Here is a 23,190-nt window from a genome sequence, read left to right on the forward strand (position 1 = left end):
GTGCCTAGAGGCTGAGCTCCGAGCGAGTCACGATCTTCGTCAGCACCGGCAGCTTCGCCTGCGCCAGCTTCAGCGCCCCAGTGGCCACGTCCTTCGTCATACCCTCCATCTCGTAGAGGATGCGACCAGGCTTCACCACCGCGACGTAGTACTCTACGCCACCCTTGCCGGTACCCATACGGGTCTCAGCGGGCTTCTTGGTGATGGGCTTGTCCGGGAAGATACGGATCCAGATCTTGCCGCCACGCTTCACGTGACGGGTCATCGCGATACGGGCCGCCTCGATCTGCCGAGACGTAATCCAACCCGGCTGAAGGCTCATCAGACCGAACTCACCGTAGGTCAAGTCACTGCCACGGTGCGCGGCGCCGGGCGTGCGGCCCTTGTGCATCTTGCGGTACTTCGTACGTGCAGGCTGAAGCATCGTCGCTGTCCTTCACTGCCCTGCCCCGGGCACCTTCTCTCGAAGGTGCCCGACGCGGGAGGGCGATTACCGGTTGGAAGGCATGGGGGCCTGGCCGCCCTTGCCCGGGAGAACCTCGCCCTTGCAGACCCAGACCTTGCAGCCAATCTTGCCGTAGGTCGTCTTGGCCTCGGCGAAGCCATAGTCGATGTCCGCGCGGAGGGTGTGCAGGGGCACGCGGCCCTCGCGGTACCACTCGTAGCGAGCCATCTCGGCGCCACCCAGGCGGCCCGAGCAGGCCACGCGGATGCCCTTGGCTCCGAACTTCATCGCCGTCTGCAGCGCCTTCTTCATGGCGCGACGGAAGGCAATGCGACGCTCGAGCTGCGTGGCGATGTTCTCCGCCACGAGCTGCGCGTCGGTCTCCGCCTTGCGGACCTCGACGATGTTGAGGAAGACCTCGTTCTTCGTGAACTGCTGGAGGTCCTTCTTCACCGTCTCGATGCCCGCGCCGCGCTTGCCGATGACGATACCCGGGCGCGCGGTGTGGACGTTGACCTTCACCTTGTTAGCGGCGCGCTCGATCTCCACCTTGGACACGCCCGCGTGGTTCAGCGACTTCTTCACGAACTCGCGGATGCGGATGTCTTCATGGAGCCACTGCGCGTAGTTCTTGTGCTCGAACCACTTGGAGTCCCAGGTCTTGATGACGCCAAGCCGGAACCCGATCGGATGAACTTTCTGTCCCAACGTGAATCTCCTTGAACGTCCGGGCAGGGCCCGACGGGTCCTACTTCTTGGCCTCGGCCAGCACCACGTGGACGTGGGCGGTCTTCTTCTTGATGGGGGTCGCCCGGCCCATGGCGCGCGGCATGAACCGGCGCTGGGTGGGACCCTGGTCCACCGAGATGGTCTTGACGTAGAGCGTGTCCACGTCGACCTGTCCCTTGGACTTGTCCGTCGCGTTGGCCACGGCGCTCTTGATGAGCTTCTCCACCGGGAGGGCCGCGGCGCGCGGGGTGAACTTCAGGATGTTGAGGGCCGCCTCGACAGGCTTGCCCCGGATGAGCGCCGCAACGGTGGACAGCTTGCGGGGGCTCATGCGCAGGAAACGCAGATGTGCAGTCGACTCCATGGTCATCTCCTCAGGCTCTCAGGCAATGCGCCAGGCTACTTGCCCGGGGCCTTGGCGACCTTCTTCTCCGCCGAGTGTCCACCGAACGTACGCGTCGGGGCGAACTCGCCGAGCTTGTGGCCGACCATGTTCTCCGTGACGAACACCGGGATGAACTTCTTCCCGTTGTGCACCGCGAAGGTGTGACCCACGAACTCCGGCAGGATGGTGGAGCGGCGGGACCACGTCTTCACGACAGTCTTCTTGTTCGTCTTGATCATGTCCTCGATTCTCTTCACGAGGAAGTCGTCGACGAACGGACCCTTCTTGATCGAACGAGCCATGGCTTGCGAATCCTCTTACTGGCTGCGCGCGCCCTGGCGGCGGCCGCTCACAATGAACTTGTCAGTACGCTTGTTGGTACGCGTGGTGAGGCCCTTGGTCTTCTTGCCCCACGGCGACACCGGGTGCGGGTTACCCTGGCCGGACTTACCCTCACCACCACCGTGCGGGTGGTCCACGGGGTTCATCGCGAGACCACGAACCGTCGGGCGGATGCCCAGCCACCGGCTCTTACCCGCCTTACCGATGCGGATGATCTCGTGCTCGATGTTACCCACCTGGCCCACGGTGGCGCGGCACTCAATCAGGACCATGCGGACGGTCCCGGAAGGCATACGCACCTGAGCGTAGCGGCCCTCCTTCGCCATCAACTGGCCAGACGTGCCCGCGGAGCGGATGACCTGGGCGCCACGGCCCGGCTTCAGCTCCACGTTGTGGATGACCGTACCCACCGGGATGTTCTGCAGCGGCAGGGAGTTGCCCGGACGGATGTCCGCGTTCTCGCCGGCGAACACCGTGTCGCCCACATTCAGGCCCACCGGGGCCAGGATGTAGCGCTTCTCACCGTCCGCATACGTCAGCAGGGCGATGTTGGCGGTGCGGTTCGGGTCGTACTCCACCGCGGTGACCTTGGCCGGCACGCCGTCCTTGTCACGACGCTTGAAGTCGATGACGCGGTAGCGGCGCTTGTGACCACCACCCTGGTGGCGACGGGTGATGTGTCCGTGGACGTTACGGCCACCCGAGCGCTTCAGCGGCTCGGTCAGCTTCTTCTCGGGCGCGTCCTTGGTGATGTCCGCGAAATCGGACACCGTCATCAGACGGCGGGCGGCGCTTGTCGGCTTGTACTTCTTGATGCCCATGGTGTGTTCCTCAGGCTGACCTCAACGCCGTAGCGTCAGGCCGCCCCTCCCTCGAAGAGTTCGATCGAGTCGCCTTCCTTGAGGGTGACGACCGCCTTCTTGAAGTTGGGCCGCTTGCCCATGCTCTTACCGACGCGCTTGATCTTGCCGCGGACGATGTTGGTGCGAACACCCTCGACCGTGACCTTGAACAGCGTCTCCACGGCGCGACTCACGTCGTGCTTGGTGGCCTTGCGGTCGACGATGAACGAGTACTGCCGGAACTTCTCACGGGCCTTGTCCAGCTTCTCGGTGATGAGCGGACCCTTGATGACGTCGCTGAGATTCATGAGAGCGCCCCTTCGAGGGACTTCGCGGCCGCGGAGGTCAGGACGAGGTGCGAGTGCTTCAGCACGGCCTCGAGGTTGACGCCCTCGGGAGGCAGCACGTCGAACTTCGACAGGTTCCGAACGCTGCGATGCAGGTTGGTGTTGCCCTTGTCGTCCACCACCAGAGCGTTCTGCAGCTTCAGGCGCTTGGTCAGCACCTCGAAGGCCTGCTTGCTCTTGGGGGCATCCAGGGAGAACCCGCTCAGGATGATGAGCGTCTTCTCCTTGGCGCGCAGGGACAGCGCGGACTTCAGCGCGCCGCGACGCACCTTGCGGGGCGGGCGGTAGAAGTAATCACGAGACTTGGGAGCCATCGCCTTGCCGCCGCCCACCCAGTGGGAAGCGCGGATGGAACCCTGGCGGGCGCGACCGGTGCCCTTCTGCTTCCAGGGCTTCTTGCCGCCGCCGCTGACCAGCGAGGTGTTCTTCACACCCACCGTGCCGCGACGCCGGTTGATCTGCTGCATCTTCGCGACCTCGTAAAAGAGGTGCGTGTTCGGCTCGGCGCCGAAGATATCGTCGGAGAGCTCGATCTCCGACACCTTCTTCAAATCCAGGTCGACAACGTCAAACTTCGCCATGGCACTTTCCTCGCGGGGGTCGGAGTGAAACCACTCTAACGCCCACCCGCTTCCTAGGACTTGATCTCGACGTCAACGCCGGCCGACAGATCCAGCTTCATCAACGCATCCAGCGTCTGCTGCGTAGGCTCGAGAATGTCGAGCAGGCGCTTGTGCGTGCGGATCTCAAACTGCTCGCGGCTCTTCTTGTCCACGTGCGGCGACCGCAGCACCGTGAACTTGTTGATGCGCGTCGGAAGGGGGATCGGACCGGCCACCTTCGCGCCCGTGCGCTTAGCCGTCTCGACGATCTCCCCCGCGCTCTGGTCCAGGAGCTTCGAGTCGTATGCCTTCAGCCGGATGCGGATCTTCTGTGTCGCCATTCGCAAGAACCTCTTAGAACGAACCCTATGCCATCGCCTTGGTAGGCGTTACGACCGACGTCCCCTGGATGTCACAGAGCCGCTTCTTCAGAACGAAGGGGCGCGGTGATTACCATCCCGCCCCGGTGTATGCAACTGGATTTCCTCCGGCTCTCTGGAAATTCCCCGGAAGGGAGCCCCAGAGAGCCTGGAGGCGGTCTGCTACTCGATGACTTCGGCCACGACGCCGGCGCCCACGGTACGGCCACCCTCGCGGACAGCGAAGCGCAGCTCCTTCTCCATCGCCACAGGGGTGATGAGGTCCACCTCGATAGCGATGTTGTCGCCCGGCATCACCATCTCCACGTTCTCCGGCAGCTTCACCGTTCCCGTCACGTCCGTCGTGCGGAAGTAGAACTGCGGGCGGTAGCCCTTGAAGAACGGGGTGTGACGACCACCCTCTTCCTTCGACAGCACGTAGATCTGCGCCTTGAACTTCGTGTGCGGCGTGATGGAGCCCGGCTTCGCAATCACCTGGCCACGCTCCATGTCCTCACGCTTCAGACCGCGGACCAGCGCGCCGATGTTGTCGCCCGCCATGCCCTCATCGAGCAGCTTGCGGAACATCTCTACGCCCGTCACGACCGTCTTCTGCGTCGGACGCAGACCGACAACTTCAACTTCCTCGCCGACCTTCACCTTGCCGCGCTCCACGCGACCCGTCGCCACCGTTCCACGGCCGGCGATGGAGAACACGTCCTCCACCGGCATCAGGAAGGGCTTGTCCGTCGCGCGCTGCGGGGTCGGGATGTAGCTGTCCACCGCCGCCATCAGCTTCAGGATGGCCGGCTCGCCGATGTCGCTCGCGTCACCCTCGAGCGCCTTCACGGCGGACCCGGGGATGATGGGGATGGTGTCGCCAGGGAACTCGTACTTCTTCAGCAGGTCCCGGACCTCCATCTCCACGAGCTCGCGCAGCTCGGGGTCGTCCAGCAGGTCCACCTTGTTCAGGAAGACCACGATGTACGGAACGCCGACCTGGCGCGCCAGCAGGATGTGCTCACGCGTCTGCGGCATCGGGCCGTCCGCCGCCGACACCACGAGAATCGCGCCGTCCATCTGCGCAGCGCCCGTGATCATGTTCTTCACGTAGTCGGCGTGGCCCGGACAGTCGACATGCGCGTAGTGACGGTTCGCCGTCTGGTACTCCACGTGCGCCGTCGAAATCGTGATGCCGCGCTCGCGCTCTTCCGGCGCCTTGTCGATCTGGTCGTACGCCAGGAACGTGGCGCCGCCCGTCTTCGCCAGCACCTTCGTGATGGCCGCCGTCAGCGACGTCTTGCCGTGGTCCACGTGTCCGATCGTGCCGATGTTCACGTGGGGCTTGTTACGCTCGAACTTCTCCTTGGCCATGACACTCCTCACCGGGGGCTGAGCCGGTCAACGACCCGGCGCGTCTCGAATCCCGCAAAACTCACTGCAAGGTGCTGCGTCCTGCTCCAAACCCGCCACAACGTCAACTGAAATCGCCCGCATGGGGGCCCACCAAGTCGCTCAGTACCGATTGAGCGCGCTCTTCGGCGCGGGGGCGTAGTGACTGAACTGCATCGTGTACGTCGCCCTTCCCTGGCTGCGGCTGCGCAGGTCCGTTGAGTACCCGAACATGGCGGCCAAGGGGACCTGCGCCTGGATGGCTTGAGTGCGCCCCGGCCGAGGCGTCATGCCCAAGACCTTGCCCCTGCGCCCGTTGAGGTCGCCAATCACGTCGCCCATGAAGTCCTCGGGGGTGACGATTTCGCAGCTCATGATGGGCTCGAGCAGCACGGGCGAGGCCGCGCGCACCGCGTCCTTGAACGCCAGGGAGCCCGCGATCTTGAACGCCATCTCGCTGGAGTCCACGTCGTGGATGGAGCCGTCGTAGGCCTCCACCTTCACGTCCACCATCGGATAGCCCGCCACGGGACCGTTCTGCAGGGCCTCCACGACGCCCTCGCGCACGGCGTCGACGAACTCCTTCGTCACCACGCCGCCCACGACCTTGTTCTCGAACGCGAAGCCCTTGCCCGGCTCGTTGGGCATCACCCGCAGCCAGATGTGGCCGTACTGTCCCCTGCCCCCCGTCTGACGGATGTACTTGCCCTCCGCCTCCGTCTGGCTGGTGATGGTCTCCCGGTAGGCCACCTGCGGCTTGCCGATGTTCGCGTCGACCTTGAACTCGCGCAGGAGGCGGTCGACGATGATCTCCAGGTGCAGCTCGCCCATGCCGGCGATGATGGTCTGCCCCGTCTCCTCGTTCGTCTTCACCCGGAACGAGGGGTCCTCCGCCGCGAGCCGCTGCAGGGACTGGATGATCTTCTCCTGGTCCGCGGTCGACTTCGGCTCGATGGCGATGTCGATGACCGGCTCGGGGAACTCCATCCGCTCGAGGACGATGGGCTGCTTGTCGTCGCAGAGCGTGTCGCCCGTGGTGGCGAGCTTCAGCCCCACCACCGCGCAGATGTCACCCGCGTAGCACTCGGTGAGCTCTTCCTTCTTGTCCGCGCGCATCTGCACGAGCCGGCTGACGCGCTCGCGCTTGCCCTTCACCGAGTTCCACACCGCCGTGCCCGCTTCCAGCTTCCCGGAGTAGACGCGAAGGAACGTCAGCGTCTGCGACTGGAACGCCGGGTCGTTCATGATCTTGAACGCAAGCGCGCTGAAGGGCGCGTCGTCGCGGGTCTCGCGCACCGCGTCCTCGCCCTTGGGCGTCTTGCCGTGAATCGGCGGGATGTCCAGCGGGCTGGGCAGGTAGTCAATCACCGCGTCCAGCAGCGGCTGCACGCCCTTGTGGCGGAACGCCGAGCCGCAGAACACCGGGAACAGCTTCAGTCCCACGCAGCCCTTGCGGATGGCGGAGCGAATCTCCTGCTCCGTCAGCTCCTGGCCCTCGAGGAACTTCTCCGTCAGCGCGTCGTCCTGCTCGGCCGCGGCCTCCAGCAGCTCCGCGCGCGCGAGCTCGGCCTCCGCGAGGAGGTCCTCCGGGATGTCCACCACGTCGTACCGGCTGCCCTGCTCCGAGTCGACGAACACCAGGGCCTTCATGGTGACGAGGTCGATGACACCGCGGTGCTTGTCCTCCGCGCCCAGCGGGAGCTGCATGCGCACGGCGCGGGCCCCCAGCTTCTCGCGGATGGTTCCCACGGACATCTCGAAGTCGGCGCCCACCCGGTCCATCTTGTTGATGAAGCAGATGCGAGGGACCTTGTACCGGTCGGCCTGGCGCCAGACTGTCTCCGACTGCGGCTCCACGCCGTTCACCGCATCGAACACGGTGATGGCCCCGTCCAGCACGCGCAGCGACCGCTCCACCTCGATGGTGAAGTCGACGTGCCCCGGGGTGTCGATGATGTTGACGCGATAGCGCTGGTCGCCGCGGCTCCAGAACGCGGTGATGGCGGCAGACGTAATCGTGATGCCGCGCTCGCGCTCCTGCGGCATCCAGTCCGTGGTGGTCGTCCCCTCATGCACCTCGCCCATCCGATGGATGGCGCCGGTGTAGAAGAGGATCCGCTCGGTCGTGGTCGTCTTGCCGGCATCGATGTGCGCCATGATGCCGATGTTGCGGTAGCGCTCCAGGGGATGCTCGCGAGCCATTGCGTCGGTACCTCTCCATGAGGGCGGGAGGGCTTGCGGGCCCCGTCTCACGTTCCCACCCGGGCGATTTCAGAGAACTTGCTTCACCTAAAGAAACCGCCCGGATGCACCATCTGCACCCGGGCGGGACACCGCGAAGCCGTCAGGCCTACCAGCGGTAGTGCGCGAAAGCCTTGTTGGCCTCCGCCATCTTGTGCGTGTCTTCACGCTTCTTCACCGCGTTACCGCGGTTGTTGGCGGCATCCATGATCTCGCCGGCCAACTTCTCCTGCATGGTCTTCTCGCCACGCGCCTTGGAGTACTGGATGATCCAGCGCATCCCGAGCGCGACGCGACGGTCCTGACGGACCTCGACGGGCACCTGGTAGGTGGCGCCACCGACGCGGCGGCTCTTCACCTCCAGCACCGGCTTGACGTTGTCGAGGGCCTTCTTGAACGTCTTGAGGGGGTCCTCCTTCGCGCGCTCCTCGATGAGGGCGAAGGCTCCGTAGCAAACGCCTTCCGCGATGGACTTCTTGCCCTTCCGCATCAGGTCGTTGACGAACTTGGTGACGAGCCGGTCCTGGAACTTCGGATCCGGAAGAATCTTGCGCTTGGCGACTACGCGACGACGAGGCATCTCTTCTCTCTTCCCTTACGCCCCACTCTCCAGTGGAGAGCATTGCTGCCAGGGCTTCATGAGCTGCTGAAGGAAAACGGCGAGGACGCTCCCCAGGGTGTGGGGCTCAACGTCCGGACTCTGAAACGAAGGTGGTCTGCTCTCAGCTCGGGCGCTTCGCGCCGTACTTGGAGCGGCTCTGCTTGCGGCCCGCCACGCCCACGGAGTCGAGCGTTCCACGAACGATGTGGTAGCGCACACCCGGGAGGTCCTTCACACGACCGCCGCGGATCATCACCACCGAGTGCTCCTGGAGGTTGTGGCCCACGCCGGGGATGTAGGACGTCACTTCGATTCCGTTGGTCAGACGCACGCGGGCCACCTTGCGGAGGGCCGAGTTCGGCTTCTTCGGAGTCGTGGTGTACACGCGGGTGCAAACGCCGCGCTTCTGAGGGCACTCCTTGAGCGCGGGGCTCTTGCCCTTGATGTTCAGCTTCTCGCGGCCCTTGCGGACCAGCTGGCTAATGGTCGGCACTGATACCTCGTTCTTCGGGTTTGCCACCGCCAAGGACAACTGGCGGCGCATATCTACCTACAGGACTACTGAAAAGGGCCGCGAGTATAGGGACCGACCCCTCCGTGTCAAGCACGGCCTGACGCAGACCCAACAGGTCGGCGCCCAGGAGCTCATTCCCCATGACTCGATTGCCCAGCGTACAACGGGTCGCTCCTCTACTCCGCGTGCGCTCAGAAGTCGAGGACCATCACCACCGCGTCCTCACGCTCGTCCGCGTAGTAGTTCGGACGGATGCCCACCGGCCGGAAGCCGAACGAGCGGTAGAGCTGGATCGCGGGCTCGTTGCTCTTGCGCACCTCCAAGGTGGCAAGGCTGCACCGCCGCCCCTTCCCCCGCTCCAGGACCTCCTCCATCACGGCCCGGGCCACGCCCCTGCGCCGGTGCTGGGGCGCGGTGGCCACGTTGAGCACATGGACCTCGTCGTGGACGATCCAGAAGATGGCCAACCCCAGCAGCAAGGGCGGCACGGACTCCCGAGGCTCCTCCACCAGGAGGATGGTGGACCATTCGTGCTCCAGCTCGCGCTTGAGCAGCTCCGCGGACCAGGGGTTCTTGAAGGCCGCCTGCTCGAGCGCCATCACCGCCGCCAGGTCGTCCAGGGTCATCCGCCGGATGGAGAAACCATGCGACAGGCGGGGCTCCAGGTCCTCCTGAAGCCGCCTCATCGCTTCGCCTCCCGAGTGAACGGCGCCACCCGGCGCACCTGAGCCGAGGCACGCACCTGCGCCAGCTCCTCCACCGCCAGCGCCGCGTAGCGCTCACGGAAGAGCTTCTCTCGAATGGTGTCGCGCACGGTCTCGTAGTCCCCGGGATGCTCAGCGGAGTGCTGCTCGTAGTAACGGCGGACCTCCGTCTCCCCTACCTGCGCCCGCAGGCGGATGCGACTGTCCAGGACCCGCTCGGCCCTGAGCCCCCGAGCCAGCACCGCCTTGAGCCCCTCCAGGTCGACCTCGCTCCGCGCGAGGAATCGCTCCAGGGCCTCGGCGCCCCCCACCCGCACGCGAAACACCTCCAACCTCGCCTCCACCTCGGAGGGCTCCGCCGGGAACGCCTGCAGCCGGTCCGCGTTGAGCACCTGCACCCGCTGATTGATGACCAACTCCAGCGCCCCTCTGAGCGTCTGCTCATCCAAGGGCACATCGAGCGCCTGGACGCCCCCTCGTTGGATGAGCGCCACCCGGGCCTCGAACTCCAGCTCGCTCAGGGACAGGACCCGGCCTTCGATGATGGCGACCACCCGGTCCACCACCCGCCCCCGCGCTTCCGCGGGGACACCCTGGGCCCATGCCTGCGACACAGGCGCCACGAGGAGCCAGCCCGCCAGCCACAAGGTACCCGCTCCCGCTTGGCGCGGCGCTGCCATGGCCTCCCTCATCTTTCGGCGACTTTATACATCGCAGGCCAGCCGAACAGTCCTTGCTGGCGCCCTCCCACCGACTGGTTACTTTCAGCCACGTACAGCTCGGCGGGAACTCATGGCGGACGACTACTACCAGATCCTCGGCGTGGACCGGACAGCCTCCGAAGACGTCATCAAGAAGGCGTATCGGAAGCTCGCGCGGCAGCACCACCCCGACGTCAACCCAGGAAATAAGGCCGCCGAAGAGAAGTTCAAGCAGATCGGCTCCGCCTTCGACGTCCTGTCGGACCCCAAGAAGCGGAAGCTCTACGACGAGTTCGGCGAGGACGCGGAGAAGATCGGCTTCGACGAGAAGAAGGCGGAGGCCTACCGCCAATACCGGGCCGCGGCCTCTCGGGGCGGCGCCGGCGGAATCCCCTACGGAGGCGAGGACTTCGACCTGGGGGACCTCTTCAACGACCTGTTCGGACGCCGGGGAGGCGCGAGCGCCGGAGGCGGCGGGGCGGGCTTCGACGTGGGGGATGTCTTTGGCCGGGGCCGACGCCGTCCCGCCGCGGGCCCCGAGCGAGGCAATGACCTGTCCACCCAGGTCCGCATCACCCTGGCGGAGGCCGTCACCGGCACCGAGCGCACCCTCTCCGTCACCCGCCCGAGCCGCACGGGCACAGGCCCGGATGAGCCGACCCGGCTGACCGTGAAGATTCCCGCTGGCGTCCAGACCGGCTCCAAGGTGCGACTGGCCGGCCAAGGCGCCCCGGGCCTCCGGGGCGGGCCCGCCGGGGACCTCTACATCGAGACGGAAGTGGTGGAGCACCCCCTGGTGCGCCGCGAGGGAGACGACCTGCACGTCGACCTCCCCGTGACGGTCTCGGAGGCGATGCTGGGCGCGGAGGTCCGCGTGCCCACCTTCCAGGGCGAAGTCACCGTCAAGGTTCCATCAGGCTCCCAGTCCGGGCGCCAGATGCGTCTCAAAGGGCGCGGAGTCCCTTCCCTCAAGGGAGGGGCGCCCGGAGACCTGTATCTGCACCTCCAGGTCAAGGTGCCAGACACGGACACCCCCGAGGCACGGGCCGCGGCGGAAACGCTGTCCCGGGCCTACAGCGACGATGTGCGTCGCGAGCTGACCCTCTGACCCTCTTGTCTCTTGTCCTGGGCGCCGCCCCGTCATAGACGGCGCCTCTACCTTCCATTCATCACGTCGCCGCAGGAAACGGAGCACAGCGCACATGGGCCTCTTAGACATCTTCACGGGCGGCTCGGGGCCCGAGAAAGCCCTCAAGCTCAAGCCCAAGGTCACCCAGAAGTACGGGGACCCGGCGACCCGCCAGAAGGCCATCCAGCAGCTCGGGGAGATGAAGCATCCCGAGGCCGTCTCCGTGCTGCTCGCCCGCTTCACCATCACCGTGGACCCGCTCACCACGGACGCGGACGAGAAGGAGCACACCTTCGAGCTGGTGAAGTCCTTCGGCAAGGACGCCGTCCCCCCCATCGTCGAGTTCCTCAGCAAGACGGAGCCGGCCACCTCCTGGGCGCTGCGCCTCCTGGGTGAGCTGGTCAGCGAGGACGAGGTCACCGGAGCGTGCGTCAACGCCCTCCAGCACCTGTCCGCGCACTACACGAAGAACCCGGAGAAGAAGGTCGTCCTCCTCCACCACGTCACCGGTCGCGAGGATGCGCGCATCGCTCCCGCCGTCCTCCCCTTCCTCGAGGACATGTCGGACGACGTGAAGATCGCCGCGCTCAAGGCCCTCGCCTCGCTCAAGTACGAGCCGGCGCGGGAGCCCATGCTCAAGCTCCTGACGGCCGAGGAGACGGGGCGCCGGGTGCAGACGTCCGCGCTCTCCGCCCTGGCTGACTCGGGCTTCAGCGTGGCGGACAAGCGGAACCAGGTGGAGCCGCTGCTCGTGGAGCCGTTCGTCCTGGACAAGGACGGCCGCATCCAGCGCCGCGCCTGACGAACCCTCGTGTCGGCCAGCCGACACGGCCACTGTCCTCCGGATGGCCCTGCACACCAGGGCCGTTTCCTCGCGTGCGGAACCTGAAGCAGGATTCGGCCCGTGCGCTCGAAGAAGAAAGGGGTCCTGGCAGAGGTCGTGCCGCTGCGCCCCACCCCCTCGAAGAAGTCCACCCGTCGAGCGGTGAAGCCCGCCCCCCCGGCGGATGCCGACACCGTTGCACGCGCCCTCCTGGAGATGGCGCGCAACCTCACCGACAACGCGGGGCCCACCGAGGCCCTTCGCGCCCACCTGCAGACCCTCCACGCGCTGCTCAAGCCGAAGGTCTGCTACGTGGCTCGCTACTTCCCCTCCCGGGAGCAGCTACACATCGAGCATGTCCGCGGCCGCTACGACAGCCGCGTCATCGCCGCCGTCCCGGGTGAAGGCGTGGTCGGCCGCGCCTTCTCCGAGAAGAAGCTGCTGCGCGACTCGGAGACCCTCGCCGTGCCGCTCGAGAGCCCTCATGGCGTCACGGGCGTCCTCGTGGTGCTCGGCGCGCGCCGCACCGTCTCCGACCCGGTGCTCCAGTCGCTGGCCGCGCAGCTCTCCGCCGCCTACGAGGTCGCCCGGCTCCGCGATGACAGTGCTCGCCGCAACAAGGACCTCCAGACGGCCATCGCCGGCCTCAAGAGCCTGGAGCAGAACCGCGAGGAGCTGCTCGGCAACGTCTCGCACGACCTGAAGAACCCGCTCACCACCATCAAGTCGTACCTGGCGATGATGGGCCGCGAGAAGCTGGGCTCCCTCACCGACTCCCAGCGCCGCGCGGTGCAGATCTGCGACCGGAACTCCGACCGCATGCTGCGGATGGTGAATGACCTGCTGCTCATGTCCCGACTTCAGTCCGGGAAGATGCAGCTCAACCAGCGCCCCTTCGGCCTCAAGGCCGTGGCCGAGGAAGTCGTCCGCGCGCTGGGCGTCGTCGCCGAGCACTGCAAGGTGCGGGTGACGATTCCCCCCTGCCCCGAGGTCTTCGTCCGAGGAGACCGCGAGCGCATCGCCGAGGCCGTCCACAACCTCGTCGAGAACGGCCTCCACCACAGCGAGCCCGATGACACCGTGGAGGTCAGCATCTCCACCGAGGACGGGCTCGCCACGCTCACGGTGAAGGACAGCGGCCCGGGCATGTCCGCCGAGGCGCTCGAGCACGTGTTCGATGCCTTCTACCGGGCCCAGCCGGGGGTGCCTCGGCCTCCCGGTGCGGGGCTGGGGATTCCCCTCGTCGGGAAGATTGTCGCCCTGCATGGGGGACGGGTGGAGGCCACCAGCGTGCTCGGCGAGGGCAGCACGTTCCAGATGGTGCTGCCCATGTTCGCCGGGGCCGTGAGCTCGCCGGACCTCAACCAGGCGGCTCCCAAGGCGGGCGGCATCCTCCTGGTGGAAGACGACGCGGACTGCCGGGAGGTGCTGCAGCAGGTGCTCGAGCAAGAGGGCTATCGGGTGATGGCCACCTCGGGTGCCTCCGAGGCCCGCTCCATCCTGTCTCACATCCGGCCGGCCATGGTGCTGCTGGACCTGCGGCTGAGCGAGGAGGACGGGCAGTCGGTGCTCCGCTTCATCCGTGGCACCGAGTCGCTGGCGGACATCGTCGTGTACATCATCTCGGGTGCCAGCGAGGTGGCCTCGCTCACGTCCGGACAGGGGTTGGAGCGCATTGACGGCTTCTTCGAGAAGCCACTCCAGCTGCCCAAGCTCCTGGACACGGTGGCGGCGGTGGTGCGGCCCAGCCGACGAGCCCCAGCCGTCCCCTAGCGGGACGGAATGGACCGCGGAACGAACAAGAGGTGGCCGCATGCCACCTCGGCTTGGCTAGTATCCGCTCGGTCCCATGAGCTCTTCCGTCTATTCCAAGTACCGCGCCGCCTTCGCACAAGCCCTCGCCACCGCGCTGGGCGTGCCGGCCGCCGACATCGAAGCCCAGGTCAAGCCCGCCGAGCCCACACACGGGGACTTGAGCTTCGCCACCTTCCCTCTCGCCAAGGCCCAGAAGAAGGCGCCCCCCGCCATCGCCGCGGGGCTGGCCCAGACGCTCAGCGTCCCGGGGCTCGAAATCAAGGCGGTGGGCCCCTACGTCAACGCCCGCTTCATGGCGATGCCCTTCACCGCCGAGGTCCTCGACACCGCGCGCGCCGCGGGTCCGCGCTACGGCGGTGACTCCGACGTGGGCAAGGGCAAGACGGTCACCATCGACTACTCCTCGCCCAACATCGCCAAGCCCATCGGCTTCCACCACATCCGCACCACGTTCCTGGGCCACTGCATCGCGAACATCTATCGCGCGCTGGGCTGGCGGGTGGAGGGCATCAACTACCTGGGCGACTGGGGCAAGCAGTTCGGCCTCGTCGCGGTGGGCTTCCAGGAGTACGGAGACCCGGCTCGCATCGAGGACATGGGTCACCTGGTGGAGGTCTACGTCAAGGCCAACGCCCGCGCGAAGGCGGAGCCCGAGTTCGACGAGAAGGCGCGCGACTTCTTCCGCCGCATGGAGGCCGGCGACGCCGAGGCCCTCAAGCTGTGGAACCAGTTCCGCGAGACGAGCATCCGCGGCTTCAAGGTCATCTACCAGCGGATGGGCATCGAGTTCGAGCACATCGAGGGAGAGAGCCGCTACCAGGGGAAGATGGACGCGGTCATCGAGCAGATCGCCCAGAAGCCCGGCGTGAAGGAGTCCCAGGGCGCGCTCATCGTCGACATGCCCTACGCGGAGAACGAGCCCCCCGTCCTCCTCAAGAAGAACGACGGCAGCACGCTCTACGCCACGCGGGACCTGGCCGCCGCGGAGGACCGCTACGAGCGCTTCCACTTCGAGAAGTCGCTCTACGTCGTCGCGCAGGACCAGGCGCTGCACTTCCGCCAGCTGTTCCGCACGCTGACGGAGATGGGCCAGCCGTGGGCGGAGCGCTGCGTCCACGTGGCCTTCGGCCGCATCCACGGCATGAGCACGCGCAAGGGCCAGGTGGTCCAGCTCAACGACGTGCTCGACGAGGCCAAGGAGCGCGCCGCCGCCAAGGTGAAGGAGAACATCGAGGCGGGCCGGCTCACGACGGACGACCCGGAGAAGCTCGCCGAGCAGATCGGCCTGGGCGCCATCGCCTTCGGTGACCTCAAGCACAAGCGCGCCAGCGACTACAACTTCGACTGGGACGAGGTCCTCAGCATCGAAGGCCACACGGGCATCTACCTCCAGTACGCCCATGCGCGCGTGGTCAACGTGCTGCGCAAGGGCGGCGGCGCCCCCGCGAGCTACGACGCGAGCCTGCTGACGCTCCCCGAGGAGCAGGCCCTGGTCCGTGAAATCATGCGCCTGCCCGAGGTGGTGCTCGACGCGGCCGAGCAGTACGAGCCCAGCCTCGTCGCGCGACTCCTGCTGGACGTGGCCGCCTCACTCAGCCGCTACTACACGCTCGGCAATCAGGACCGGACCAAGCGCATCCTCGCCGAGGATGACGCGCTGCGTTCTGCACGACTCGCCCTTGCGGACTCGGCCCGGGTTACTCTCGCGGCGGGGCTGACGCTGTTGGGCATTCCGACGCCCGAGAACATGTAGCCCCGGGGGCTGGTTTGGAAACCGCGTTGTCGCATTCCTCAAGTCAGAGTGGGTCCTTGCTGAAGACCGAGTTCGGCCCGATGGCCCGAGCCTTGGGTGCGCGCTATCTCGAGAGCGTCCACTTCCCACCCGAGGCAGAGGACGAGCTGCGCAGCCTGCACGCCAAGGGGTTCGTGGTGCATGTCATGCGCTCCACGGCGTGGGTGAACTTCCTCTATCTGACGTGGGCGATGGTGCGGCGGGCGCTGCCCCCCATCCGAGCCGTGGCGAACTTGCGCCCCTGGTTCACGCGGCCCTGGCGGCAGACGAAGCAGTCCGGGCCCTTCCAGGAGCGCTTCGAGTACGCCCAACAGCAGGGTGGCAGCGCGCTGGTCTTCCTGCGCCGCACCGCCCTGCTGCATGCCTCCGGCAAGGAGACGCACGAGGACCCCTTCCCCGCCCTCGTGGAGATGGCTCGCAAGTCGGACCGGCCCGTGTACCTGGTGCCGGAGTTGTTCGTCTGGGAGAAGCGCAGCGCGCGGCTCAAGCCCAACTGGGTCGACGTGCTGTTCGGCAGCCCCGAGGCTCCCGGCTTCCTCCACTCGATGGTGGCGTTCTTCCGCAACTACAAGCGGGCCCAGTTCCGCGTGGGTGAGCCCATCGACCTGCGGGCCTTCGTCGAGCAGAACCCGAAGGACTCCGTCGAGGTGCTGGCCCGCAAGGTCCGCAGCACCCTGCACGTGCACCTGGCGCGGGAGACTCGCGCGGTGTTCGGTCCGCCGGCCAAGCCGCCCGAGCGGTTCATCGACGAGACGTTGCGCGACCGGCAGCTCCGCAAGGTCGTGGACGAGCAGGCCGCCGAGGCCCACCGCAAGCCGGAGAGCGTGCTGCGCGAGGCTCGTCGCAACCTGGAGGCCATCGCCGCGAAGCCCAGCCCGACGACGCTGGCCTTCGTCTCTCCCGTGCTGGAGTGGGTGTTCAATCGCATCTACGACGGCATGCACATCGACGAGGCGGGACTGCACCGCGCGCTCAAGGCCGCGGCGCGTGCGCCCATCGTCCTGTGCCCCAGCCACAAGAGCCACGTCGACTACCTGGTGATGAGCTGGGTGCTGTGGAATCGCGGCTACGCGGTGCCGCTCGTCGCCGCGGGCGCCAACCTCTCCTTCTGGCCCCTGGGCAGCATCTTCCGCCGCTGTGGCGCGTTCTTCCTGCGCCGCTCCTTCAAGGGCGACAAGGTCTACGCGGCCGCGTTCAAGGCCTACGTGCGCAAGCTCGTGCACGACGGCATCAACCAGGAGTTCTTCCCCGAGGGTGGCCGCTCGCGCACCGGCAAGTTGCTCCTGCCCAAGCTGGGCATGTTCACCTGGCAGGTGGAGTCCGTGCTGGAGGGCGCGCGCGACGACCTGTACTTCGTCCCCGTCGCCATCGACTACGAGAAGGTCGTCGAGTCGGGCAGCTACTCGAAGGAGCTCGCCGGCGGAGAGAAGAAGCCCGAGGACCTCAAGGCCCTCCTGAGCACGCCCAAGGTGCTCGCGGCCCGCTACGGCCGCATCCACCTGGGCTTCGACGAGCCCATCTCCCTGCGCGAGTTCATGAAGGAGCGCGGCCTCAATCCGGAGGAGGACCTCACGGATGAGCAGAAGAAGGGCCTCGTCCGCGCGCTCGGCAACCGCGTCATGTACGGCATCAGCAAGGTGTCCACCGTGACGCCGCATGCGCTGGTGAGCACCACCCTGCTCGCGCACCGCCGCCGGGGCCTGACGCAGCGGGAGATGGCGGACCGCATCAGCATCCTGCGCCGCATCGCCCAGGAGGATGGCGCGCCCCAGTCGCGCGAGCTGGGCAATGCCCCCAGCAACCCCGAGACGATGGGCCCCATCCAGGACGCGATGCGCACCTTCATCGACGACGAGATGGTGCGGACGCAGGAGGCCCGGGGCGACGTCATCTACCAGGTGGAGGATGCCCGCCGCCCGGAGATGTCCTTCTACAAGAACACGCTGATGAACCTGGTGGCCGCGCGCAGCCTCGTGGCCAACGCCATGCTGGCCGCCGGCACCTCCGCGTCCTACGACGCCGTGAAGGCCCGCGCCCTCTTCCTCTCCCGCCTGTTCAAGGTGGAGTTCATCTACCGGGTGAACACCACCTTCGACACCATCTTCGCGGAGACCGTGGAGCGGCTGATTCGCATGGGCCTGGTGATGCACGAGGGCGACAGCCTCCGCGTCGCACCCGAGCCCCATGCACAGCCGGACCTCGAGTTCCTGGCCGACCTGCTGCGCGACTATCTGGAGTCGTACTTGCTGGCCGCGATGACGCTCAACGACGTCGCCGCGGGGACCGCCGAGGACCGCAAGGCGTTCATCCGGCTGGCGCTCGAGACGGGCCGCGCGGAGTACCACGCGGGGCGCATCACCGCCGCCGAGTCGCTCGCCAAGGTGACGTTGGAGAACGCGGTGGCGTACCTGTTGGACCAGAAGTTCCTCGTCGAAGAGGACAAGAAGCTCAAGCTGGGTCCTCAGGCGGTGGATGTGGAGGCGCGGGGGAACCTCGCCGACAGCATCCGCGCGTACATCCAGCGCTAGGTGCGCTGGAGACGGCGGGCCGCGCCAACGACGGTACGGCCCGTCGGAGCGACATGGGAGGATGGGGCATGCTCACCCGCTCCCATCTGGCCGCCCTCGCGCTGTGCGGCGCCCCCCTCCTCGCCTGCAAGTCCGGCCCGCACGAGCGAGAGACGCCCTCGCGCACCTGCGGCGATTCCATCCATGACCTCGGCTGGCTCTCCGGGAGCTGGCTTCAGGCAACAGCTCCCAACACCCTCGAGGAGCACTGGACGCACGCGGATGGCGGAACGCTGATGGGCGTCAGCCGCGCCGTCGTCCAGGGCAAGACGGTGTTCTTCGAGTACATGCGCATCGAGGCGCGCGAGGACGGGCTCTACTACGTCGCCCAGCCCATGGGCCGCCCCGGTACGGACTTCAAGCTGGTGCGCTGCAACAGCAGCGGCGTGCTGTTCGAGAACCTCCAGAACGAGCACCCCAAGCACATCCGCTACGAGCGCCTCTCCCCCACGCACCTCAGCGCGCGCATCGAAGGCGAGAAGGACGGCAAGCCCGTGGCGCAGGACTTCCACTTCACCCGGATGTAGCCGAGGTCCTCAGCACGACGGACAACTCACGGAGCCATGCGGAAGACGACCCGGACCTCACTGCCCAGCGGGTTGCCCTCGGAGTCCGTGAGCACGTCGCGCAGCACCAGCGTGTACTGCGTGTCGGGCCGCAACGGAGAGCCCTCCGAAGCGACGGCCTCCACGGTGTACTCGACGTCGCCTCGCTCCACGTTCGCATCCAGCTCCGGCACCTCGGGAGCGGTCAGCGTCAGCGGCACCTCGTCGCGTCCCGTGAACACGGCGATGCCCGGACGGAGGCTCCGCACATCCATCGCCTCGGAGAACGTGATGCGCAGGGGCGCGCCCGAGGCGAGGACTTCGCCCGAGCCGGGCTCGGTGGAGACGACTCTCGGGCGCACCGAGTCGCGCTCGGGGTAGATGGGGTCTCCCGGCTCGAGGCATCCCGAGAGACACGTCGCGGCCAGCGCCGCGAGTCCGAGCAGTCCAGACGCGCGCATCACCGGCACCCCTTCTGCGCCAGGCTCTCCGTCGTGTGGCACTTGAGGCAGGCGCGGTCATTCGCCGACGCCAGCTTCTTGCACGTCTGCGCGAAGCCCGCGGGGTGCGGATTGATCTGCCGCCGCGAGGACAGCTCGGAGTGGCAGCTCATGCAGGACTCCTCGCGGTGGCAGGAGATGCAGCTCGTCAAGTCACGCGAGGCCGCGATGCCGTGGTGCTGAGGCCCGGGCAGCTCCACCCAGGAGCGGTAGTCCGGGTGCACCTTCACGTTGCGGGAGCGCAGCGACTTGTCCGCGTCCATCCCCACACCCGAGCGCTCGTGGCACGCGACACAGAAGGACTGCGCGCGGTGACAGCTCTCGCAGCGCGGAGAGTTCGTTCGCGCCTGCACCGGGTGCAGCGTGATGTAGTCGTTCGGGTGGATGGACAGCGGCTTCTGCATGCCGTCGTGGCACGTCTGGCAGGAAGTCTCACTGTGGCACTGCAGGCACGTCATCCGGTCCGTCGATGCGCGACTGCCGTGGTTGAACTCGAAGCGCGGACCGTGGTCCATGCCCAGCGGGTTGCCCTGCATGGGCCGCAGGAGTCCTGAGTCAAAGGCCAGCCGCAGCCGGCCCGAGGGCTCGGTGGGATGGCACGTCGCACACGTGTTGGAGGCCGCGCTGCCGTCGTGGCACTTGAAGCACGTGGCCATCTTCGGCAGCTGGTTGCGCGTGGCGAGCTTCACGTCCTTCATCTCGCCGTGACACACCGAGCACTCCACCTTCTTGTCCACGTGCTGCTGGTGGCTGAAGTGCAGGTTCGCCGCGGGCATCGACAGCTTCGCGGGCTCCTTGCGCACGGTGGCGTCGAAGCCCGGGTGACAGGTGTTGCAGCTCGACGGCGGGTCCGTGGGCTTGCCCTTCCGGCCCTCCTCGATGTCGTGGCACGTGCCGCACTCCTCGTGGCCAGGGAGGTTGCGGTCCTTGGGGGACGTGCTGGCGCGGGCGGCGTCGTGGCACGTCGCGCACTCGGCCCCCGCCTCCAGGTGCTGGGCGTGGTCGAAGCGCAGCGGCACATGCTGCGGCGGGTAGACGGCGAGGCTGCGCTCACGGGCCGTGGCGGCCCAGGCAACCCCCGCGCCCACCAGCGTCGCGAGCGCGGCCAGGGCGAGCAGCACGTGTCGGTTCTGGCGGTGAAGCATCTACAAGCTCGCCTTCAGGTCGAAGAGGAGGAAGCCCTTCGTGTCCGAATCAGAGAAGGGGTTGACGTTCTGCTCCACCACCAGCGAGAGCCGGGCCGCGCGAGTCAACGCACGGCTGGCCCAGACCTGGGCACCATAGAAGTTGCCGCCCAGTCGCGCGTTGAAGCTGTCGAAGATGCGCGCGAAGGACACTCGCGCGTCCAGCGTGATGCGCTCCCGGTCGAAGCTGTAGCCGCCGGTGAGGTCCGCCCAGAGCTGGTCTCCGCCGTAGCCCGTCCGGTACGTCACATCCAACGCCGAACGGAACGCCCCCGAGCGCCACGCCGTGCCCGCCGCGCCTCCGACACTGGTGGACTCCGGCGCGCCCTCCGCGTCGACGTACGCCGCGAGGGCCAGGTCCGGGTTGACGTTCTCGTTGTACTTGCTGCCCAGGCCCTGCACGTAGAAGCGCAGCGGGCCCGGGGTGAAGACATCCACGCGCAGCCGCGCTTCGTCCCGAGGCGCCCACGCGAAGTAGTACCAGATGGAATCCGCGGACAGCACGGGCGACAGGCGGAGGGCCTCGGCCGTCACCGCGAAGCGCGTGTCATCCCAGCGCAGCTGCGTGCGCACCTGCGCGACGTCGCCCTTCAGCACGTCGTAGTCCACGCCCGCCAGGACGTTCAGCCCCAGCCCGCGTCCGTAGCGCGCCTCCACCGTGGCGCGCTCGATGTCCGTCTTCCCGTCCACCATCGACTTGCGGTAGCCGGCCGACGCGTTGAAGCCCTTCACGTCCTCCAAGAGCAGCTTCGCGCCGAAGACGGGCTGCAGCTCCGTCTTCGTCACCTCCGACCCCGCGTCGAGGCTCTGGCGCCCGCTCTCCCGCGTCCCGTCCGGCTGATACACGGACGACCCGAGGAAGCCCGCGCCCGTCACCCACAGGCCGCCGTACACCTCCGCGCCAAGCCCCAGGCGAGTCACATAGCGCGCGCGCAGCCCATCGAAGGCGAGGATGTCCGAGACGTCCGCGTAGATCTGCCGTCCCAGGCGGCCCTCGAAGCCACCGGCCGCGTAGCGAACGTAGGCGTGCAGCAGCTCCGCGTCCTCGGACTTCAAGCCGTCGATGCGCTCGGCCTCGCCCTTGGGCAGACCGAAGTCCGCCCAGATGCGCAGGTTGGACTCGAAGCCCAGGTCCTGACCGGTCGCGAGCTCGAAGGCGTTGAGGCCCAGGTACTGGACGATTCGCCGCCGGGGAAGCAACACCGGCTCATCCGCCGAGCTGCCACGCCACGAACGAATCTGGTACGCCTGCGCCTCGGTCCGCGCCTCAATCTGGAACGCCGAGGCCTGTGCCGTCGCCGCACCCAACCCGAGCCCCAGTGCACAGCACAGTCCCAAGGGCCGAGGGGATTTCCACCACGTCCGCTGCACCGTTCGAGCGAGGTTGTAGGACGTCAAGGTGTGGACAGTATAGAGACATGAAGTCCCGGGCAGTTCAGCTTTTCGGAAGAAGGAGACGACAAATTGGAAGATTCAGTGCCGACAGGGCCCTCCGCGCCGCCGCCTCCGGAGCCTCGGAGTCCACGCGGACTCGCGCTGGGCGGGGCCGCGCTGGCGCTGGTGTTGTTCATCCTCGTCGGGGGCTCGGTTCAGTTCCTCAACGCGGCCTTCGGCATCTGGTTCACTGAAATCTTCATCTTCATGGGCCTGGCGTGGTTGCTGCCCCGCGTGGGCGGATGGAAACCCGCGCGCTACACCGGGTTCACCCCCGTGCCCCTCGCGAGCACGGGCTTCGGCTTCCTGCTGGGTGTCGCCAACTTCTTCGCCCTCGTGGTCCCCATCCAGTTCGTCGCGCAGAAGCTCGCGCCGGAGTGGCTGAAGGAGATGGTCGACGGGGCCCGCCTCTTCGAGCAGCAGACGCCCCTGGAGCTGGCCATCATCCTCACGGGGGTGACGGTCGCCGCCCCCATCTGCGAGGAGCTGTTCTTCCGAGGCATCTTCCAGAAGGGCATCACCCCTGCCCCGCCCGCATCCCCCACCCGGGCGCTGGTGGTCTCCGCGGTGGTGTTCAGCGCCTTCCACCTGGACCCGGTGGGCTTCACCGCGCGCGTGGAGCTGGGCCTGCTGTTCGGCTGGCTCTACCTGCGCACCGGCTCGCTGTGGCCCGGCATCGGCGCTCACGCGGCCAACAACCTGGTGTCCTCCCTGCTGTTCCTCGCCGCCAAGGCCGTCGGCTCCGAGGCGGAAGACGCGGACACCAGCATCCAGGCCGTGGCGGGGCTGGCGGGGCTCGGGTGGTTGGGATTGACGGGGCTGCTCGCCTTCGCGCGGCGCCGGCCGGCGGTGTGGGGCCCGGGGCCTGTCCACGGCGATGAGGCCGCCCGGGAGACGCGGCCCGTGCCCTCGCTCGCGACGCTGCTGCTTCCCTGGGTGACCGTGGCGACGCTCTCCCTGGTCCTGCTGGTCGTCGTGGACCGCCGGGGACTCGCGCTCAAGTTCTATGACGCGGCCAACCCGCTGACGCCGCTCAAGAAGGACGCGGCCCCGGGGCTGCAAGCGGAGCGAAAGGCACTCGACTCACTTCGGGACGAGGCCCGGCGCGGAGCCGTCCCCCTGGAGGCCTACCAGGAGGAGCGACTGCGACAGGTCCGCGAACACACGCGAGCGGACCCTCGCCCCGGCCCGTGAGGG

Annotated in this window: 24 protein-coding genes; 7 read left to right on the forward strand and 17 right to left on the reverse strand. The window is 67.3% G+C overall.

What is annotated here, in order from left to right:
• Positions 1-4: 4 nt before the first annotated feature.
• From rplP to MYSTI_RS23025, 14 genes are all read right to left on the reverse strand, one after another.
• Entirely contained in the window at positions 5-424 is a 420-nt protein-coding gene (rplP, locus tag MYSTI_RS22960) for a 50S ribosomal protein L16 (RefSeq protein ID WP_015350181.1), read from the reverse strand.
• 66 nt (positions 425-490) lie between these two features.
• The gene (gene rpsC, locus MYSTI_RS22965) at positions 491-1,153 is read right to left on the reverse strand and encodes a 30S ribosomal protein S3 (RefSeq protein ID WP_002633602.1); all 663 of its coding nucleotides are present in this window, start codon (positions 1,151-1,153) and stop codon (positions 491-493) included.
• Between the two features lie 40 nt (positions 1,154-1,193).
• Entirely contained in the window at positions 1,194-1,538 is a 345-nt protein-coding gene (rplV, locus tag MYSTI_RS22970) for a 50S ribosomal protein L22 (RefSeq protein ID WP_015350182.1), read from the reverse strand.
• Positions 1,539-1,573: 35 nt separating this feature from the next.
• The gene (rpsS, locus tag MYSTI_RS22975) at positions 1,574-1,861 is read right to left on the reverse strand and encodes a 30S ribosomal protein S19 (protein ID WP_015350183.1); all 288 of its coding nucleotides are present in this window, start codon (positions 1,859-1,861) and stop codon (positions 1,574-1,576) included.
• 15 nt (positions 1,862-1,876) lie between these two features.
• Entirely contained in the window at positions 1,877-2,722 is an 846-nt protein-coding gene (rplB, locus tag MYSTI_RS22980; protein ID WP_015350184.1) for a 50S ribosomal protein L2, read from the reverse strand.
• Between the two features lie 35 nt (positions 2,723-2,757).
• The gene (locus MYSTI_RS22985; RefSeq protein ID WP_015350185.1) at positions 2,758-3,051 is read right to left on the reverse strand and encodes a 50S ribosomal protein L23; all 294 of its coding nucleotides are present in this window, start codon (positions 3,049-3,051) and stop codon (positions 2,758-2,760) included.
• Positions 3,048-3,671: a 50S ribosomal protein L4 gene (gene rplD, locus MYSTI_RS22990; RefSeq protein ID WP_015350186.1), complete on the reverse strand. Its 624-nt coding sequence runs from the start codon at positions 3,669-3,671 to the stop codon at positions 3,048-3,050. Before rplD ends, MYSTI_RS22985 begins: the two co-directional genes overlap by 4 nt.
• A gap of 53 nt (positions 3,672-3,724) precedes the next feature.
• Positions 3,725-4,033 (reverse strand): 30S ribosomal protein S10, encoded by a 309-nt coding sequence (gene rpsJ, locus MYSTI_RS22995; protein ID WP_002633608.1) that lies wholly within the window; start codon positions 4,031-4,033, stop codon positions 3,725-3,727.
• Positions 4,034-4,234: 201 nt separating this feature from the next.
• Entirely contained in the window at positions 4,235-5,425 is a 1,191-nt protein-coding gene (gene tuf / locus MYSTI_RS23000; protein WP_015350187.1) for an elongation factor Tu, read from the reverse strand.
• A 141-nt stretch (positions 5,426-5,566) separates the two neighbouring features.
• On the reverse strand, positions 5,567-7,645 hold the full coding sequence (fusA, locus tag MYSTI_RS23005) for an elongation factor G (protein ID WP_015350188.1): 2,079 nt from the start codon (positions 7,643-7,645) through the stop codon (positions 5,567-5,569).
• 148 nt (positions 7,646-7,793) lie between these two features.
• Entirely contained in the window at positions 7,794-8,264 is a 471-nt protein-coding gene (gene rpsG / locus MYSTI_RS23010) for a 30S ribosomal protein S7 (protein ID WP_015350189.1), read from the reverse strand.
• Between the two features lie 142 nt (positions 8,265-8,406).
• Positions 8,407-8,778, reverse strand: coding sequence for a 30S ribosomal protein S12 (gene rpsL, locus MYSTI_RS23015; protein WP_043408969.1), 372 nt, complete (start codon positions 8,776-8,778; stop codon positions 8,407-8,409).
• A gap of 212 nt (positions 8,779-8,990) precedes the next feature.
• Complete coding sequence (rimI, locus tag MYSTI_RS23020) at positions 8,991-9,485, reverse strand: ribosomal protein S18-alanine N-acetyltransferase (RefSeq protein WP_015350191.1); 495 nt, start codon at positions 9,483-9,485, stop codon at positions 8,991-8,993.
• Positions 9,482-10,183: a hypothetical protein gene (locus MYSTI_RS23025; RefSeq protein ID WP_015350192.1), complete on the reverse strand. Its 702-nt coding sequence runs from the start codon at positions 10,181-10,183 to the stop codon at positions 9,482-9,484. The genes rimI and MYSTI_RS23025 overlap by 4 nt, the downstream gene beginning before the upstream one ends.
• Positions 10,184-10,295: 112 nt before the next feature.
• Here MYSTI_RS23025 and MYSTI_RS23030 point away from each other — a divergent pair, with 112 nt between their 5' ends.
• From MYSTI_RS23030 to MYSTI_RS23055, 6 genes are all read left to right on the forward strand, one after another.
• Positions 10,296-11,312 (forward strand): DnaJ C-terminal domain-containing protein, encoded by a 1,017-nt coding sequence (locus MYSTI_RS23030; RefSeq protein ID WP_015350193.1) that lies wholly within the window; start codon positions 10,296-10,298, stop codon positions 11,310-11,312.
• A gap of 94 nt (positions 11,313-11,406) precedes the next feature.
• The gene (locus MYSTI_RS23035) at positions 11,407-12,135 is read left to right on the forward strand and encodes a HEAT repeat domain-containing protein (RefSeq protein WP_015350194.1); all 729 of its coding nucleotides are present in this window, start codon (positions 11,407-11,409) and stop codon (positions 12,133-12,135) included.
• 102 nt (positions 12,136-12,237) lie between these two features.
• Positions 12,238-13,929: a hybrid sensor histidine kinase/response regulator gene (locus MYSTI_RS23040; protein WP_015350195.1), complete on the forward strand. Its 1,692-nt coding sequence runs from the start codon at positions 12,238-12,240 to the stop codon at positions 13,927-13,929.
• A gap of 76 nt (positions 13,930-14,005) precedes the next feature.
• The gene (gene argS, locus MYSTI_RS23045) at positions 14,006-15,724 is read left to right on the forward strand and encodes an arginine--tRNA ligase (RefSeq protein ID WP_015350196.1); all 1,719 of its coding nucleotides are present in this window, start codon (positions 14,006-14,008) and stop codon (positions 15,722-15,724) included.
• A 14-nt stretch (positions 15,725-15,738) separates the two neighbouring features.
• Positions 15,739-18,291 carry a 1-acyl-sn-glycerol-3-phosphate acyltransferase gene (locus MYSTI_RS23050; RefSeq protein ID WP_015350197.1) on the forward strand — a complete coding sequence of 851 codons (2,553 nt, stop codon included), beginning with the start codon at positions 15,739-15,741 and terminating at the stop codon, positions 18,289-18,291.
• Between the two features lie 68 nt (positions 18,292-18,359).
• On the forward strand, positions 18,360-18,857 hold the full coding sequence (locus MYSTI_RS23055) for a DUF6265 family protein (protein ID WP_015350198.1): 498 nt from the start codon (positions 18,360-18,362) through the stop codon (positions 18,855-18,857).
• 26 nt (positions 18,858-18,883) lie between these two features.
• Here MYSTI_RS23055 and MYSTI_RS23060 read toward each other — a convergent pair whose 3' ends face one another.
• From MYSTI_RS23060 to MYSTI_RS23070, 3 genes are read right to left on the reverse strand one after another with little or no spacing between them, the layout of a single operon-like run.
• A complete protein-coding gene (locus tag MYSTI_RS23060) occupies positions 18,884-19,336 on the reverse strand; it encodes an Ig-like domain-containing domain (RefSeq protein ID WP_015350199.1) in 453 nt (150 codons plus the stop codon).
• Positions 19,336-20,520, reverse strand: a complete 1,185-nt coding sequence (locus tag MYSTI_RS23065) for a cytochrome c3 family protein (protein ID WP_015350200.1) — start codon at positions 20,518-20,520, stop codon at positions 19,336-19,338. Before MYSTI_RS23065 ends, MYSTI_RS23060 begins: the two co-directional genes overlap by 1 nt.
• Positions 20,521-21,897 carry a hypothetical protein gene (locus tag MYSTI_RS23070; RefSeq protein ID WP_144370134.1) on the reverse strand — a complete coding sequence of 459 codons (1,377 nt, stop codon included), beginning with the start codon at positions 21,895-21,897 and terminating at the stop codon, positions 20,521-20,523.
• A gap of 126 nt (positions 21,898-22,023) precedes the next feature.
• Here MYSTI_RS23070 and MYSTI_RS23075 point away from each other — a divergent pair, with 126 nt between their 5' ends.
• Positions 22,024-23,187 carry a type II CAAX endopeptidase family protein gene (locus MYSTI_RS23075; RefSeq protein WP_015350202.1) on the forward strand — a complete coding sequence of 388 codons (1,164 nt, stop codon included), beginning with the start codon at positions 22,024-22,026 and terminating at the stop codon, positions 23,185-23,187.
• The last annotated feature ends 3 nt before the right edge of the window (positions 23,188-23,190 follow it).

This window comes from Myxococcus stipitatus DSM 14675 (assembly GCF_000331735.1).
Taxonomy (GTDB): domain Bacteria; phylum Myxococcota; class Myxococcia; order Myxococcales; family Myxococcaceae; genus Myxococcus; species Myxococcus stipitatus.

What these genes read in the sequence shown, in the direction of transcription:
- rplP (WP_015350181.1), bottom strand. Translation starts at nt 424, where the DNA reads ATGCTTCAGCCTGCACGTACGAAGTACCGCAAGATGCACAAGGGCCGC.
- rplV (WP_015350182.1), bottom strand. Translation starts at nt 1,538, where the DNA reads ATGGAGTCGACTGCACATCTGCGTTTCCTGCGCATGAGCCCCCGCAAG.
- rpsS (WP_015350183.1), bottom strand. Translation starts at nt 1,861, where the DNA reads ATGGCTCGTTCGATCAAGAAGGGTCCGTTCGTCGACGACTTCCTCGTG.
- rplB (WP_015350184.1), bottom strand. Translation starts at nt 2,722, where the DNA reads ATGGGCATCAAGAAGTACAAGCCGACAAGCGCCGCCCGCCGTCTGATG.
- MYSTI_RS22985 (WP_015350185.1), bottom strand. Translation starts at nt 3,051, where the DNA reads ATGAATCTCAGCGACGTCATCAAGGGTCCGCTCATCACCGAGAAGCTG.
- rplD (WP_015350186.1), bottom strand. Translation starts at nt 3,671, where the DNA reads ATGGCGAAGTTTGACGTTGTCGACCTGGATTTGAAGAAGGTGTCGGAG.
- rpsJ (WP_002633608.1), bottom strand. Translation starts at nt 4,033, where the DNA reads ATGGCGACACAGAAGATCCGCATCCGGCTGAAGGCATACGACTCGAAG.
- tuf (WP_015350187.1), bottom strand. Translation starts at nt 5,425, where the DNA reads ATGGCCAAGGAGAAGTTCGAGCGTAACAAGCCCCACGTGAACATCGGC.
- fusA (WP_015350188.1), bottom strand. Translation starts at nt 7,645, where the DNA reads ATGGCTCGCGAGCATCCCCTGGAGCGCTACCGCAACATCGGCATCATG.
- rpsG (WP_015350189.1), bottom strand. Translation starts at nt 8,264, where the DNA reads ATGCCTCGTCGTCGCGTAGTCGCCAAGCGCAAGATTCTTCCGGATCCG.
- rimI (WP_015350191.1), bottom strand. Translation starts at nt 9,485, where the DNA reads ATGAGGCGGCTTCAGGAGGACCTGGAGCCCCGCCTGTCGCATGGTTTC.
- MYSTI_RS23025 (WP_015350192.1), bottom strand. Translation starts at nt 10,183, where the DNA reads ATGGCAGCGCCGCGCCAAGCGGGAGCGGGTACCTTGTGGCTGGCGGGC.
- MYSTI_RS23030 (WP_015350193.1), top strand. Translation starts at nt 10,296, where the DNA reads ATGGCGGACGACTACTACCAGATCCTCGGCGTGGACCGGACAGCCTCC.
- MYSTI_RS23035 (WP_015350194.1), top strand. Translation starts at nt 11,407, where the DNA reads ATGGGCCTCTTAGACATCTTCACGGGCGGCTCGGGGCCCGAGAAAGCC.
- argS (WP_015350196.1), top strand. Translation starts at nt 14,006, where the DNA reads ATGAGCTCTTCCGTCTATTCCAAGTACCGCGCCGCCTTCGCACAAGCC.
- MYSTI_RS23055 (WP_015350198.1), top strand. Translation starts at nt 18,360, where the DNA reads ATGCTCACCCGCTCCCATCTGGCCGCCCTCGCGCTGTGCGGCGCCCCC.
- MYSTI_RS23060 (WP_015350199.1), bottom strand. Translation starts at nt 19,336, where the DNA reads ATGCGCGCGTCTGGACTGCTCGGACTCGCGGCGCTGGCCGCGACGTGT.
- MYSTI_RS23065 (WP_015350200.1), bottom strand. Translation starts at nt 20,520, where the DNA reads ATGCTTCACCGCCAGAACCGACACGTGCTGCTCGCCCTGGCCGCGCTC.